Source organism: Streptomyces sp. NPDC058375, assembly GCF_042723425.1.
Lineage (GTDB): Bacteria > Actinomycetota > Actinomycetes > Streptomycetales > Streptomycetaceae > Streptomyces > Streptomyces durocortorensis.
In genome coordinates this window covers 22,317-36,891 of sequence record NZ_JBHXJG010000002.1, presented here as the reverse complement: position 1 = coordinate 36,891, position 14,575 = coordinate 22,317, and the positions used below count along the sequence as shown (strand labels likewise).

Below are 14,575 nucleotides of genomic sequence, written 5' to 3'. Positions count from 1 at the left end.
CTAAAACCTGGGGGGCGCGGCATCCATTCCGGGACCGGGTCGGCCCCCGTGACGGGGGTCTCACCGGAGCGGGGCCGGGGCTAGCTCTCGGGACGGTCCTCGGGGATCGCCTCGGTGGACGGGGCGATGTCCTTGGTCAGGTCCGTCGGGGCGATCTCCGGCGGGGTGGCCGAGCCGTTGGCGCTGCCGTTGGTGAGGGCCAGCTCCTTGGGAGAGAGCACCGGGGGCCGCGTCGACGGGGTGCGTCGGGCGGATCCGGTCCATGCCGGGCGGGCGGGGCGCTTGACGATGGGGGCGAAGATCTCGGCGATCTCGTCCTTGCCGAGCGTCTCCTTCTCCAGCAGTTCGAGCACCAGGGCGTCGAGGATGTCGCGGTTCTCGACGAGGATCTCCCACGCGTCGTTGTGGGCGGTCTCGATGAGCTTCTTGACCTCCTCGTCGACCAGGGCCGCGACCTCTTCCGAGTAGTCGCGCTGGTGGCCCATCTCGCGGCCCAGGAAGGGCTCCGAGTTGTCGCCGCCGAACTTGATCGCGCCGAGGCGCTCCGTCATGCCGTACTGCGTGACCATCGCGCGGGCCGTCGCCGTGGCCTTCTCGATGTCGTTCGCGGCGCCGGTGGTCGGGTCGTGGAAGACCAGCTCCTCGGCCGCACGCCCGCCCAGCATGTACGCCAGCTGGTCGAGCATCTCGTTGCGGGTCGTGGAGTACTTGTCCTCCTCCGGGAGCACCATCGTGTAACCGAGGGCACGGCCGCGGGAGAGGATCGTGATCTTGTGAACCGGGTCCGACTGGGGGGAGGCCGCCGCGACCAGGGCGTGTCCGCCCTCGTGGTACGCGGTGATCTTCTTTTCCTTCTCGGACATGATCCGGGTCCGCTTCTGCGGGCCCGCCACGACACGGTCGATCGCCTCGTCGAGGCTCTCGTTATCGATGCGCGTCTTGTCGGTGCGCGCCGTCAGGAGCGCCGCTTCGTTGAGCACGTTCGACAGGTCGGCACCGGTGAAGCCGGGCGTGCGCCGCGCGACGGCGCCGAGGTCGACGCCCTCCGCCACGGGCTTGCCCTTCTGGTGCACCTTGAGGATCTCCAGGCGGCCCTGCATGTCGGGGCGGTCGACCGCGATCTGCCGGTCGAAGCGGCCCGGGCGCAGGAGCGCCGGGTCGAGGATGTCCGGGCGGTTCGTGGCGGCGATCAGGATGACGCCGCCCTTCACGTCGAATCCGTCCATCTCGACGAGCAGCTGGTTGAGCGTCTGCTCGCGCTCGTCGTGACCGCCGCCCATGCCGGCGCCGCGGTGGCGGCCGACGGCGTCGATCTCGTCGACGAAGACGATCGCCGGGGCGTTCGCCTTGGCCTGCTCGAAGAGGTCACGCACCCGGGAGGCGCCGACGCCGACGAACATCTCGACGAAGTCGGAACCGGAGATCGAGTAGAACGGGACGCCCGCCTCGCCGGCGACGGCGCGCGCGAGCAGCGTCTTGCCCGTACCGGGCGGGCCGTAGAGCAGGACGCCCTTGGGGATCTTGGCGCCGACGGCCTGGAACTTCGCCGGCTCCTGGAGGAACTCCTTGATCTCGTGGAGTTCTTCGACCGCCTCGTCGGATCCCGCCACATCGGCGAAGGTCGTCTTGGGGGTGTCCTTGGTGATCAGCTTGGCCTTGGACTTGCCGAACTGCATGACCTTGGAACCGCCGCCCTGCATCTGATTCATCAGAAACAGGAAGACGACCACGATGAGGACGAAGGGCAGCAGCGAGAGGAGGATCGAGACGAACGGGGACTGCTTCGACGGCGAGACGGTGTAACCCTTCTCGATGTCACCCGCCTCGAACTTCGTCTGCAGCGTGTCGGCGAGCTCGACGCCCTGGTTGCCGATGTAGCTCGCCTGGAACTTGGCTCCGGACTCGCCTTCGAGCTTCTGGCCGTCCTTCAGTTCGATCTTGAGGATTTGTTCGTCACCGGTGGTCAGCTTGGCCTGCTCCACCTGGTCCTTGCTGATCGCCTGGATCACCTTGCCGGTGTCCACCGTCTTGTAGCCGCCCGACGAGCCGACGACCTGCATCAACACGACCACGGCGAGGACGGCCAGCACGATCCACATGACCGGCCCACGGAAGTATCGCTTCACGTCCATCCATACGGAGCGAAGACGCCCCGTCCCTCCTGCCCGTAGGTAAATGCTGCTGTTTGAAAAGAGTGTTCTTCGGACGGTACCTCAGCATGGGCACCCACGACCGCTGGGTGCAGCGGAGAAACCTGCTTTCGAAGCTCCAACGGCCCGGAGGCGGTGAGGGTTCCCCGGCGGCCCGCCCGGGGGTCAGCCGCCGTAGACGTGCGGGGCCAGCGTGCCGACGAAGGGCAGGTTGCGGTACTTCTCCGCGTAGTCCAGCCCGTAGCCGACGACGAACTCGTTGGGGATGTCGAAACCGATCCACTTCACATCGATCGCGACCTTTGCGGCATCCGGCTTGCGCAGCAGGGTGCAGACCTCCAGCGAGGCCGGCTCCCGGGAGCCCAGGTTGGACAGCAGCCAGGACAGCGTCAGTCCGGAGTCGATGATGTCCTCGACGATCAGGACGTGCTTGCCCTTGATGTCGGTGTCGAGGTCCTTGAGGATCCGCACGACGCCGGAGGACTGGGTGCCCGCCCCGTACGAGGAGACGGCCATCCAGTCCATCGTGACGGGGGTGGACAGCGCGCGCGCCAGGTCCGCCATGACCATCACCGCGCCCTTGAGGACGCCGACGATCAGCAGGTCCTTGCCCGCGTACTCCGCGTCGATCTTCGCGGCCAGCTCGACGAGCTTCGCGTCGATCTCTTCCTTGGTGAGGAGCACCGACTGAAGGTCGGTACCCATGTCCTTCTCGTTCACCCACGTCTCTTTCTGTGCTGCCGACGCCCTGGCCCGCCGGTCCGGGTGCTCCCGGGCCGGCGGCGGTTCGCCTGCACTTCAGCCGCTCGCGCGTCAGCTCTGCCGAATGACCAGTCTGCCACCCTGCCGCAGCGCCTCGACGCGGCCGGGCAGGTTGATGGCCCGCTGGCCGCGCCAGCCGGTGATCAGGCGGTCGACTTCTTCGAGGTGCCGGGCGAAGAGGGAGCCGGGGGGCGAGCCGGCCTCGACCAGTGCGCGGCGCAGCACCCGGCGGCGTACGGCGGGCGGCAGGGCGTAGAGCTTCGCGCACTCCAGGCGGCCGGTCTCGTCGCGTACGGACAGCTCGGCCTCGGCGGCCCAGGTGTCCAGGGCGTCGGCGTCGTCGCGGGAGAGCTGGGCGGTGCGGGCGAGGGCCTCGACGACGCCTTTGCCGAGCGCCTTCTCCAGGGCGGGCAGGCCTTCGTGGCGGAGCCGGGAGCGGGTGTAGGCGGGGTCGATGTTGTGCGGGTCGTCCCAGACGGGGATCGACTGGACCAGGCAGGCCTTGCGGGCGGTCTGCCGGTCGAGCTGGAGGAAGGGGCGGCGGTAGCGGCCCGCCGGTCCGGAGGCGGCGGCCATGCCGGAGAGCGAGCGGATGCCGGAGCCGCGGGCGAGGCCGAGGAGGACGGTCTCGGCCTGGTCGTCGCGGGTGTGGCCGAGCAGGACGGCGGCGGCGCCGTGGCGTTCGGCGGCGGCGTCCAGCGCGGCGTAGCGGGCGTCGCGGGCGGCGGCCTCGGGGCCGCCCTCGCGTCCGACGTGCACGGCGACGGCCTCGACGGGGTCGAGGTCCATGGCGGTGAGCCGGGTGACGACCTCGGCGGCGCGGAGGCCGGAGCCCGGCTGGAGGTTGTGGTCGACGGTGATGCCGCCGGCCCGGACGTCGAGCTTGCGGGCCTCGAAGGCGAGCGCGGAGGCGAGCGCCATGGAGTCGGCGCCGCCGGAGCAGGCGACGAGGACGAGCGGGGTCTCGGGGCGCTCGGGGAGGGCGGTGCGGGGGCCGCCCGCGGCGGCGGCCTCGGCGTAGGGGGCGGCGTGCGCGGGGCGCCTGGCCGCTTCGGCGGGCCGGTGGTGGCCGGCGTTCCGCTGGAATTCGGTGATGACGTCGTGGAGTACGCGGCGGACCGCCAGGCGTATCGCCGCGACCGCAGGATGGGGACCCATGTCCGGTGCCCTTCGTGGAGTTCGGGAGGTGCGTCGAGCGCCGGAACGCGTGAGTCCCGTCACTCAGAGTGCGTCGATGGTGACAGAGGCAAGCTGTTCATCGAGCATTGCACGCCTTCCCATGCCTCCATGGTCCCTCGGATGGGTGATTGGGGAGCGAATATCGGTCCCCGAGGAGTATCCGGGCGGCCCGGTGGTCAGGATTCGGCCTTACGGTGCACGCGCGCGACCCAGTCGGCGGGCTTGGCGATCTCGGCCTTGGTCGGGAGGGTGTTGGGCGAGGTCCAGACACGGTTGAAGCCGTCCATGCCGACCTCGTCGACGACCGATCGTACGAACTTCTCGCCGTCCTTGTACTGGCGGAGCTTGGCGTCGAGGCCGAGGAGCTTGCGCAGGGCCTGGTCGAGGCGGCCGGCGCCCTGGGCGCGGCGCTGCTGGAACTTCTCCCGGATCTCGGAGACGGAGCCGACGACGTCGGGGCCGACGCCGTCCATGACGTAGTCGGCGTGTCCTTCGAGGAGGGACATGACGGCGGTGAGGCGGCCGAGGACCTCGCGCTGGGCGGGGGTCTGGACGATGTCGACGAGGCTGCGGGTGTCGCTCTCGCCCTGTTCGCCCTCGGGGCGGCCGCCGGCGAGGGACTGGGCGGCCTCGCGGAGGCGTTCCAGGAAGGTCATCGGGTCGACGTCGGTCTCGTCGAGGAACGTCTGGATCTCGCCCTGGAGGTGGTCGCGGAGCCAGGGCACGCCGGTGAACTGGGTGCGGTGGGTCTCCTCGTGGAGGGCGACCCAGAGCCGGAAGTCGTGCGGATCGACGTCCAGCTCGCGTTCGACGTGGACGATGTTGGGGGCGACGAGGAGAAGGCGGCCGCCGCCGTTCGCGGAAGCGGGCAGCTCCCGGGTGGCGGGGGCGAACGTCTCGTACTGGCCGAGCACCCGGGAGGCGAGGAACGAGAGCAGCATGCCCAGCTCGACGCCGGTGACCTTGCCGCCGACCGCGCCGAGGACGGCGCCGCCGGGTCCGCCGGTGCGGCGGCTCTCCATCTTGGTGAGCAGGGGCTTCAGGAGTTCGCGGAAGCCGGCGACGTTGGCCTTGATCCAGCCGGGCCGGTCGACGACGAGGACAGGGGTGTCCTCGGGTTCGGTCCCCTCGGGGATCATCCGGGTGAAGAGCCGGACGTGCTCCTCGGAGGCCTTGGCGTGCCGCCGGAGCTCCGCGACGACGGCGCGGGCCTCCTCGCGGCTGATGTCGGGCCCGGGCCGTACGAGCCGGGTCGCGGTCGCCACCGCGAGATTCCAGTCGACCATCTGGGCACCACCGATGCTCGTCATGCGTCAACCGTACGTGAGCTTGTCGCCCCTTGGTGGGGTCTTGCAGGGCTCTTCGGGTACGGGGGTCTGCTCAGCCGCCTGTTCCGGCGAGGGCGGTGGCCAGGGCGTCGAGGGCGGGTTCGGCCTCCGTCGCGGAGATGCTGCCGGAGGCGAGGAAGGCGAAGGCGAGCAGGCGGCCCTGGCGGTCGACGACGGTTCCGGCGAGGGAGTTGACGCCCAGGAGGGTGCCGGTCTTGGCGCGGACCAGGCCGGTGCCTTCGGCGTCCTGTGCGTAACGGCCGCCGAGGGTGCCGCTGAAACCGGCGATCGGGAGGCCGGTGAGGACCGGGCGCAGTCCGGGGCGGTCGGGGTCGGCGGCGCGGGCGAGGAGGGCGGTGAGGAGGGCGGGGGTGACCCGGCCCTTGCGGTCCAGGCCGCTGCCGTCGGCGAAGTGGGCGCCGGAGACCGGGATTTCGAGCTTCTTCAGCTCGTTGGTGACGGCGCGGCGGGCCCCGGCGAAGGAGGCGCTCTCGCCCTTGGCGATGGCGGTCTGTCGGGCGAGGGCCTCGGCGATGTCGTTGTCGCTGTTGGTGAGGGTGCGCTCGACGAGGGCGGAGAGCCGGGCCGAGCGGTGGGTGGCGACGGTGCGGGCCTCGTCGGTCGCGCGGGCCTCGCGGGGGGCGCCGGTGACCTTGACGCCCGCCTTCTTCAGGGCCGCGGCGAAGGTGCGGGCGGCGTCGCCGGCGGGGTCTTCGGTACGGGGCGCGTGGCCGCGGTCCGTGTCGTTGAGGCGGCCCTCGTTGACCATCAGGGCGGTGACCGGCGCGATGTTGTCGTTGGGGCTGATCGGGTGGAGCACGGGGCCGGTGTAGCGGGAGGTGTCGTACGTGAGCCGTACGGAGGCCCGGTCGTCCTCGCGGAGCGCCTCGGCGGCCTTGTCGGCCATCGAGCGCAGGGCCGCCTCGCTGAGCGTGGGGTCGCCGCCGCCGACGAGGGTGAGGGTGCGGGAGTCGGGGGACAGCGCGGCGGTGGTGGCGATGCGGTGGTCGGGGCCGAGGACGGAGAGGGCGGCCGTGGTGGTGGCGATCTTGATGGTGGAGGCCGGAGTCATCGGGGCGGTGGCGCCCCGCCCGTACAGCTGCTTGCCGGTGGCGGTGTCGATGACGGACGCGGCGACCTTGTTGCCGAGTCCGGGCGCGCCGATGAGCGGGGCGAGGGCGTCGCGGAGCCCGGCGGCGTCCTGGGGGGCGTCGTGGGCGGTGGTGCCGAGGGCGGGCAGGACGGCGGGGGCGCTGGGGGCCGGGCGGGGGCCGTCGGGCGTGGTGCGGCCGTGATGTGCGCCACCTGTACGGTCCGCGGCGACTGCCAGCTCCCGCTCGGCCTTACGCTGACCGTTGTCCCAGGGGCCGGCGGCGAGGACGGCGCCGGTTGCGACGACCAGGCCGAGCGTTGCGGAGCCTGCGATCACCTGCCAGGTGTACGCCCCGTTGCGCTTCTTCGTCAGGATCTTCGGCCCGCCCCACGGGTCCGAGGGGCGCATCGACGGTTCTTCCACCTGCTCGGCCACCGCTGACCAGCCCCTTTCGCGAGCACTCTTCTGCGTGGGGGACACTTAATCACCAGTCGTATGTGTTGATCATGGAGGAGCCACCCGTGGAGTTCGACGTCACCATCGAGATCCCGAAGGGTTCGCGGAACAAGTACGAGGTGGACCACGAGACCGGTCGGATCCGCCTGGACCGTCGACTCTTCACCTCGACCAGCTACCCGGCCGACTACGGCTTCGTCGAGAACACCCTCGGCGAGGACGGCGACCCGCTGGACGCGCTGGTCATCCTGGACGAGCCGACCTTCCCCGGTTGCCTCATCAAGTGCCGCGCCATCGGTATGTTCCGGATGACCGACGAGGCGGGCGGCGACGACAAGCTGCTCTGCGTCCCGGCGTCCGACCCGCGCGTGGAGCACCTGCGCGACATCCACCACGTGTCGGAGTTCGACCGGCTGGAGATCCAGCACTTCTTCGAGGTCTACAAGGACCTGGAGCCGGGCAAGTCCGTCGAGGGCGCCGACTGGGTCGGCCGTACCGAGGCGGAGGCCGAGATCGAGGCCTCGTACAAGCGCCTTGAGGCGCAGGGCGGCGCGCACTGACGTCCCTCTTCCGGTTCCGTTTGTGAGCCGGACGGCCGTCTTCGAACGGGCGGTACACCCTCGCGGGTGTGCCGCCCGTTTCGCTGTCCGCACTCCCGCGCGTGCGGCGCCCATGCCCGTGGCCATACTGGGCACACGTGCGGCGGGACATGCTCCCAGGGACGTCCCAGGGACATGCGGTCGAGGAGGAACGAGGTCGAGTGGTGGCGGAATCGGGCGGTCCTGAGGACCAGAAGCCCCAGTCCGACGAGGCGCGGAGCGCTTTCGCTCCGCCCGCGGGGACGATGCATCCGGTGTCACCGCCCGAGGAGGACCATCCGACGTCGGAGTTCGCGATCCCGACCGGAGTGCAGCCCGATGCGAGTGGCCAGGCGGGTTCCGGGGGCGGTTCCGCAGGTGGCTCGAACTCGGACACGCTGAGTTCCGCTTTCACCCCGCCGAGCACGTACAAGGCGCAGCAGTCGCCGCCCGCGTTCACTCCGGCGCAGGGCATTCCGATGGTCAAGCTGACCAAGGAGGCGCCCTGGCAGGACCGGATGCGCACGATGCTGCGGATGCCGGTGACCGAGCGCCCGGCCGCGGAGTCGATCCAGCGCACCGACGACGAAACGGGGCCCGCGGTTCCGCGCGTCCTCGACCTGACGCTGCGTATCGGGGAGCTGCTGCTGGCGGGCGGCGAGGGCGCGGAGGACGTCGAGGCGGCGATGTTCGCGGTGACCCGGTCCTACGGGCTCGACCGCAGCGAGCCGACGGTGACGTTCACGCTGCTGTCCATCTCGCACCAGCCGTCGCTGGTCGACGACCCGGTGACGGCGAGCCGTACCGTACGCCGCCGGGGCACCGACTACACCCGTCTGGCGGCGGTGTTCCGGCTGGTCGACGACATCACGAGCGCGGACGCCGAGGTGTCGCTGGAGGAGGCCTACCGGCGGCTCGCGGAGATCCGCCGTAACCGCCACCCGTACCCGGGCTGGGTACTGACGGCGGCCGCCGGACTGCTGGCGGGTTCGGCCTCCGTGCTGGTCGGCGGTGGGTTCCTGGTGTTCATCGTGGCGGCGGCGGGCGCGATGCTCGGCGACCGTCTTGCGTGGCTGTGCGCCGGGCGCGGGCTGCCGGAGTTCTACCAGTTCACGGTGGCCGCGATGCCGCCCGCCGCGCTGGGGGTGGCGCTGACGCTGACCCATTCGACGGACGTCCGCCCCTCCGCGGTGATCACCGGTGGGCTGTTCGCACTGCTGCCGGGGCGGGCACTGGTGGCGGGGGTTCAGGACGGGCTGACCGGTTACTACATCACCGCCTCGGCCCGGCTGCTCGAAGTCATGTACTTCTTCATCGGGATCGTCGCGGGCGTGCTGATCGTCCTGTACCTGGGTCTCCAGCTGGGGGCGCAGCTCAACCCCGAGGCCCGGTTCACGCCGTACGACGAGCCGGTGATCCAGATCCTGGCGTCGATGGCGCTGAGTCTGGCCTTCGCGGTGCTGCTCCAGCAGGAGCGGTCGACCGTGCTGGCGGTCACCTTGAACGGCGGTGTGGCCTGGATCATCTTCGGGGCGCTGGCGCGGACCGGGGGGATCTCGCCGGTCGCGGCGACGGCGGTGGCGGCGGGCCTGGTGGGCCTGTTCGGCCAGCTGTTCTCGCGCTACCGGTTCCACTCCTCGCTGCCGTACATCACGGCGGCGATCGGGCCGCTGCTGCCCGGTTCGGCGACGTATTTCGGTCTGCTGGGCGTGGCGCAGAACGAGCTGGACACCGGGCTGGCCTCGCTGTCGACGGCGGTCGCGACGGCGCTGGCCATCGCGATCGGGGTGAACCTGGGGAGCGAGATCTCGCGGCTGTTCATGGGGCTGCCGGGGGCGATCGGCGGGGCGAGCCGCCGGGCGGCGAAGCGGACCAGGGGGTTCTGAGCCCGCGCCCACCGTACGTACACGAGCGCCCCACCCCGGAGCTTTCGGGGTGGGGCGTTTCCCTGCTCGCGTACGGCGCGGGGTCAGCGCTTGGCGTGCCGGCCGCGCTGGCCGGTGGAGGGGCCGTTGCCGCCCGGGGGGCGGCCGGAGCCGTCACCCTCCGGCGCCTCGGCCGCGGCGGCCTTCTTGCCCTGGCTGCGGGCCCGCAGCACCTCGACCACGATCGGCACCACGGAGATGAGCACGATCAGGATGAGGATCACCTCGATGTGCTCGTGCACGAAGTCGATCTTGCCGAGGAGGGCTCCGAGCACGGTGACGCCGACGCCCCAGAGGATCGCGCCGACGATGTTGTACGTGATGAAAGAGCGGTAGTTCATCCGGCTGACGCCCGCGATGATCGGCGTGAAGGTGCGCACGATGGGCACGAAGCGCGCCAGGACCAGGGACTTCGGGCCGTGCTTCTCGAAGAACTCGTGGGCCTTCTCCACGTTCTCCTGCTTGAAGAGGCGGGAGTCGGGGCGCTTGAAGAGGGCCGGGCCGACCTTGCGGCCGAAGAGATAGCCCACCTGGTCGCCGACGATCGCGGCCACCGCGATCAGCGTGCAGACCAGCCAGAGGGGGTACTTCAGCTGTCCCGTGGTCACCAGCAGACCCGTGGTGAACAGCAGCGAGTCGCCGGGCAGGAAGAACCCGATCAGGAGGCCGGACTCGGCGAAGACGATGAGGAGCAGGCCGGGGAGCCCGAACGTGTTGAGCAGATAGTCCGGGTCCAGCCAGCTCGGTCCGAGCGCAAGCGTATTCAAGGGTCCGGGCTCCAGGATGATGGGTGCGATGGCGGCTCTGTGGCTGCCCCAAGCTATCAACGCCCGATGGATGCCCGTGGTTCCAGTGGCGCCCAGCGGGAATGCGCATCCTGGGAAGCGGCCCGAAGCTGATCACAGGAGGTGCCACAAACATGGGCATTGAGGAATTCGGCGGTGGCCAGACGGCCCAGGCGGACGTGCTGGTCGTCACCACGAACGACGTACCCGGCTACCAGGTGACCCAGGTCATCGGCGAGGTCTTCGGGCTGACGGTCCGGTCCCGTCACCTCGGCAGCCAGATCGGCGCCGGGCTGAAGTCGATGATCGGCGGCGAGCTGAGGGGGCTGACCAAGACCCTGGTCGAGACCCGTAACCAGGCGATGGAGCGGCTCGTGGAGCAGGCGCGGGCCCGAGGCGCCAACGCGGTCCTGATGATGCGCTTCGACGTGACCGAGGCGGCGGACGTCGGTACGGAGGTCTGCGCGTACGGGACGGCGGCGGTGATCAGCAAGGTGTGACGCGGCGCCGGCCGGCCGCCGCTTGAGGCGGTTTATCCGTTTTGCCGTCCTAGGGTGGGCCGGTGGCCCCCGAACCCCCCGCGTCCCCGTCGGCTCCCCCGCACCCTCCGGCCGCCCCGGCCCGGCGGCTGCTGCCGCTCGTCCTGCCCGCGATCGTCGTCGGCGTCGTCTGCGCGCTGATCCTGCTCGGGGTGAGCCTGCTGGCCGAGCGGCTCCAGGACGTGCTCTGGGAGACCCTGCCCGACACGCTCGGGGTGGGGCGGTTCTCCTCGGTGTGGATGGTCGTGATGCTCACGGCGACCGGCCTCGCGGTGGGGCTCGTCCTGCGCGCCGTACCCGGTCACGGCGGGCCGGATCCGGCCACCACCGGGCTGGTCGACGCCCCGATGCGGCCCGGCATCGTGCCCGGGCTGCTCCTGGTGACCGTCCTGGCGCTGGCGGGCGGGGTGAGCCTCGGGCCGGAGAACCCGATCACCGCCGCCAACATCGCGCTGGCCTTCTGGCTCGGCCGGCGGTTCGCGCCCGGCGCTCCGGGCGAGCTGTGGGTGGCGCTCGCGGCGGCCGGGACGATCGGAGCCCTCTTCGGCACCCCGGTGGCCGCCGCGCTGATCCTCTCCGAGGTGCTGGCCTCGCAGCCGGGCCCCGGGGCGTTCTGGGACCGGCTGTTCGCCCCGCTCGCGGCCGGCACGGCGGGGGCGCTCACCATGTCGCTGATCGCCGAGCCCAGCTTCGACCTGTCCCTCCCCGCGTACACCGGACCGCACTGGGGCGATCTGCTCTCCGCCCTGCTGATCGCCTCGGCCGGCGCGCTCCTCGGGCTGCTCGCGGTGTACGCGTTCCCGGTGGCGCACCGGGTCTTCACGGCGCTGCGGCATCCGGTGCTCGCCCTGACGGCGGGCGGGCTGGTGCTGGGGCTGCTCGGTGCGCTGGGCGGCCATCTCACCCTGTTCAAGGGGCTCGACGAGGTGAAGGTGATCGCGGGGGATCCGGACGGGTGGTCGGCCGGGGAGTTCGCGGGGATGGCCGTGGTGAAGATGGCCGCCCTCGTGACCGCGGCGACCTGCGGCTTCCGGGGCGGGCGGATCTTCCCGGCGGTCTTCGCGGGGGTGTCGCTCGGGCTCTGCGCCCACGCCCTGGTCGACGCGGTCCCGCCGTCGCTCGCCGTGTCCTGTGCGGTGCTGGGCGTGCTGCTCGCCGTCACCCGGCAGGGCTGGGTGAGCCTGTTCACCGCGGCGGTGCTGGTCAGCGACGCGTCCGTGCTGCCGCTGCTGTGCGCGGCCACTCTGCCCGCCTGGCTGCTGGTCACGGGGCGGGCCCAGATGCAGCTGGACGGGGACGGGAAGGCGCTGCGGTGAACGGGCTGCGCTCGCGTCGGCCGCGGTGAACGGGTTGCGCTCGCGTCGGCCGCGGTGAACGGGTTGCGCTCGCGTCGGCCGCGATGAGGTGAGGGGACGGCGTCCGCGTCGGCCGCGGTGAACGAGCGGCGTCCGCGTCGGCCGCGGTGAACGAGCGGCGTCCGCGTCGGCCGCGGTGAACGAGCGGCGTACGCATCCGTCGCGGCGAGCGGTGGCGTACGCGGTCACGGAGAAGGCCCTGTCCGGCGCGCCGGACCCGCTGAACCTCCGTATCGTCTGCTGCGTGCGCTTTCGCAGCACTTTGTCCTGAAGCTGTTCCGACGGAGGTCTCCCCATGCCCACGCCCGTCAACGTCGCCGTCGTCTACTACTCCTCCACCGGCACCGTCGCCACGATCGCGAAGGCGATGGCCGAGGACGCGGAGCGGGCCGGGGCGCAGGTGCGGCTGCGCCGGGCGGCGGAGCTGGCCCCGCAGGCGGCCATCGACTCCAACCCCGCCTGGGCCGAGAACGTCCGCGCGACCGCGGACATCCCCGAGGTCTCGCCGGACGACATGGCGTGGGCGGACGCGGTGATCTTCGGTTCGCCGACCCGGTACGGGAACGTCACCGCCCAGCTCAAGCAGTTCATCGACACGCTGGGCGGCATGTGGCAGGCGGGGCAGCTCGCCGACAAGGTCTACAGCGGCTTCACCTCCAGCGCCACGGCCCACGGCGGCCAGGAGTCCACGCTGCTCGCGCTGTACAACACGATCCACCACTTCGGCGGGATCCTCGTCACCCCCGGGTACACCGACCCCACGAAGTTCGTGGACGGCAACCCGTACGGCACCTCCCACGTCGCCGGGCAGGGCGACAACCCGGTCGGCGAGCAGACCCTGACCGCCGCCCGCGTGCAGGCCGAGCGGGTCGTGAAGTTCGCCCGGGCGATCAAGGCGGGCCTGGCCGCCGAGAACTGACCCCGCGCCGAGCGACGCGCACCGACCCCGCCGTCCGAGAGAAGGGCTTCCCCCACCATGCCGCTCCACCGCGGTGCCCACCCGGAGCAGGACGAACCCTCCGAGGAGCGGCGCAGGCTCGCCCTGAACCCGTTCTTCGGCGAGGCGGACCCGACGGCCGCGATGAACACCGCGCCGCCCCGGCACCGGCTGCCGGACGGGCCGCTGCCGCCGCTCACCGCGTACCGGCTGGTCCATGACGAGCTGATGCTCGACGGCAACTCCCGGCTCAACCTGGCCACGTTCGTCACCACCTGGATGGAGCCGCAGGCCGGCGTCCTGATGGGCGAGTGCCGGGACAAGAACATGATCGACAAGGACGAGTACCCGCGCACAGCCGAGCTGGAGCGGCGCTGTGTGGCGATGCTCGCCGACCTGTGGAACGCGCCCGATCCGCGGGCGACCGTGGGGTGTTCGACCACCGGGTCGAGCGAGGCGTGCATGCTCGCGGGGCTCGCCCTGAAGCGGCGCTGGGCGAGGCGGAACGCGGACCGCTATCCGGCGACGGCGCGGCCCAATCTGGTGATGGGTGTCAACGTGCAGGTCTGCTGGGAGAAGTTCTGCAACTTCTGGGAGGTGGAGGCCCGGCTCGTCCCGATGGAGGGCGAGCGGTTCCACCTCGACCCGGCGGCCGCCGCCGAGCTGTGCGACGAGAACACCATCGGGGTCGTCGGCGTCCTCGGCTCCACCTTCGACGGGTCCTACGAGCCGATCGCCGACCTCTGCGCGGCCCTGGACGCCCTCCAGGAGCGCACGGGCCTCGACATCCCGGTCCATGTGGACGGGGCGTCCGGCGCGATGGTGGCGCCCTTCCTCGACCCGGACCTGGTGTGGGACTTCCGGCTGCCGAGGGTGTCGTCGATCAACACCTCCGGGCACAAGTACGGCCTCGTCTACCCGGGGGTCGGCTGGGCGCTGTGGCGTACGGCGGACGATCTGCCGGAGGAGCTGGTCTTCCGGGTCAACTACCTGGGCGGCGACATGCCGACGTTCGCGCTGAACTTCTCCCGGCCCGGGGCGCAGGTGGTCGCGCAGTACTACACGTTCCTGCGCCTCGGGCACGACGGATACCGGGCGGTCCAGCAGGCCTCCCGGGACGTGGCCTGCTCACTGGCGCGTGCGGTGGAGGACCTCGGGGACTTCCGATTGCTCACCCGGGGCGACGAGTTGCCGGTGTTCGCGTTCACGACGACCGCCGACGTCCACGCGTACGACGTGTTCGACGTGTCGCGCCGGCTGCGGGAGCGGGGCTGGCTGGTGCCCGCGTACACCTTCCCCGCCAACCGGCAGGACCTGTCGGTGCTGCGGGTGGTGTGCCGCAACGGGTTCTCCTCCGACCTGGCCGAGCTGCTGGTCGAGGACCTGAAGACGCTGCTGCCCGAACTGCGGGCGCAGAAGCATCCGTTGAGCCATGACCGGTCGGCCCAGACGGCCTTTCACCACTAGGGCGCCACCGGGCCGTGTCCG

The 14,575-nt window shown here is 71.3% G+C and carries 12 protein-coding genes; 6 read left to right on the top strand and 6 right to left on the bottom strand.

Features of this window, described 5'->3' with window-relative positions; genetic code table 11:
* Nucleotides 1-80: 80 nt before the first annotated feature.
* From ftsH to dacB, 5 genes are all read right to left on the bottom strand, one after another.
* The gene (gene ftsH / locus ACFWM7_RS00780) at nt 81-2,132 is read right to left on the bottom strand and encodes an ATP-dependent zinc metalloprotease FtsH (RefSeq protein WP_383253459.1); all 2,052 of its coding nucleotides are present in this window, start codon (nt 2,130-2,132) and stop codon (nt 81-83) included.
* Between the two features lie 183 nt (nt 2,133-2,315).
* Nucleotides 2,316-2,855 (bottom strand): hypoxanthine phosphoribosyltransferase, encoded by a 540-nt coding sequence (gene hpt, locus ACFWM7_RS00775; protein WP_003968263.1) that lies wholly within the window; start codon nt 2,853-2,855, stop codon nt 2,316-2,318.
* Nucleotides 2,856-2,963: 108 nt separating this feature from the next.
* Complete coding sequence (tilS, locus tag ACFWM7_RS00770) at nt 2,964-4,070, bottom strand: tRNA lysidine(34) synthetase TilS (RefSeq protein WP_383253456.1); 1,107 nt, start codon at nt 4,068-4,070, stop codon at nt 2,964-2,966.
* Nucleotides 4,071-4,267: 197 nt separating this feature from the next.
* Nucleotides 4,268-5,401, bottom strand: coding sequence for a zinc-dependent metalloprotease (locus tag ACFWM7_RS00765; RefSeq protein ID WP_383253454.1), 1,134 nt, complete (start codon nt 5,399-5,401; stop codon nt 4,268-4,270).
* A gap of 70 nt (nt 5,402-5,471) precedes the next feature.
* Nucleotides 5,472-6,947, bottom strand: a complete 1,476-nt coding sequence (dacB, locus tag ACFWM7_RS00760) for a D-alanyl-D-alanine carboxypeptidase/D-alanyl-D-alanine-endopeptidase (RefSeq protein ID WP_383253453.1) — start codon at nt 6,945-6,947, stop codon at nt 5,472-5,474.
* An 86-nt stretch (nt 6,948-7,033) separates the two neighbouring features.
* On the opposite strand from dacB, the gene ACFWM7_RS00755 reads away from it, so the two are divergent.
* Both ACFWM7_RS00755 and ACFWM7_RS00750 read left to right on the top strand, forming a co-directional pair.
* Complete coding sequence (locus ACFWM7_RS00755) at nt 7,034-7,528, top strand: inorganic diphosphatase (RefSeq protein WP_018959738.1); 495 nt, start codon at nt 7,034-7,036, stop codon at nt 7,526-7,528.
* Between the two features lie 200 nt (nt 7,529-7,728).
* Nucleotides 7,729-9,432, top strand: coding sequence for a threonine/serine exporter ThrE family protein (locus ACFWM7_RS00750; RefSeq protein ID WP_383253451.1), 1,704 nt, complete (start codon nt 7,729-7,731; stop codon nt 9,430-9,432).
* Nucleotides 9,433-9,515: 83 nt separating this feature from the next.
* Here ACFWM7_RS00750 and ACFWM7_RS00745 read toward each other — a convergent pair whose 3' ends face one another.
* Nucleotides 9,516-10,238 (bottom strand): DedA family protein, encoded by a 723-nt coding sequence (locus tag ACFWM7_RS00745; protein ID WP_383253449.1) that lies wholly within the window; start codon nt 10,236-10,238, stop codon nt 9,516-9,518.
* Between the two features lie 152 nt (nt 10,239-10,390).
* On the opposite strand from ACFWM7_RS00745, the gene ACFWM7_RS00740 reads away from it, so the two are divergent.
* The 4 genes from ACFWM7_RS00740 to ACFWM7_RS00725 all read left to right on the top strand — a co-directional run bounded on the left by ACFWM7_RS00740 (nt 10,391) and on the right by ACFWM7_RS00725 (nt 14,554).
* The gene (locus ACFWM7_RS00740) at nt 10,391-10,756 is read left to right on the top strand and encodes a YbjQ family protein (protein ID WP_010063720.1); all 366 of its coding nucleotides are present in this window, start codon (nt 10,391-10,393) and stop codon (nt 10,754-10,756) included.
* A 62-nt stretch (nt 10,757-10,818) separates the two neighbouring features.
* Nucleotides 10,819-12,111: an ion channel protein gene (locus ACFWM7_RS00735; RefSeq protein WP_383253447.1), complete on the top strand. Its 1,293-nt coding sequence runs from the start codon at nt 10,819-10,821 to the stop codon at nt 12,109-12,111.
* A gap of 334 nt (nt 12,112-12,445) precedes the next feature.
* Nucleotides 12,446-13,069 (top strand): NAD(P)H:quinone oxidoreductase, encoded by a 624-nt coding sequence (gene wrbA, locus ACFWM7_RS00730; RefSeq protein WP_383253445.1) that lies wholly within the window; start codon nt 12,446-12,448, stop codon nt 13,067-13,069.
* Nucleotides 13,070-13,126: 57 nt separating this feature from the next.
* Nucleotides 13,127-14,554 (top strand): glutamate decarboxylase, encoded by a 1,428-nt coding sequence (locus ACFWM7_RS00725; protein ID WP_383253444.1) that lies wholly within the window; start codon nt 13,127-13,129, stop codon nt 14,552-14,554.
* Nucleotides 14,555-14,575 lie beyond the last annotated feature (21 nt).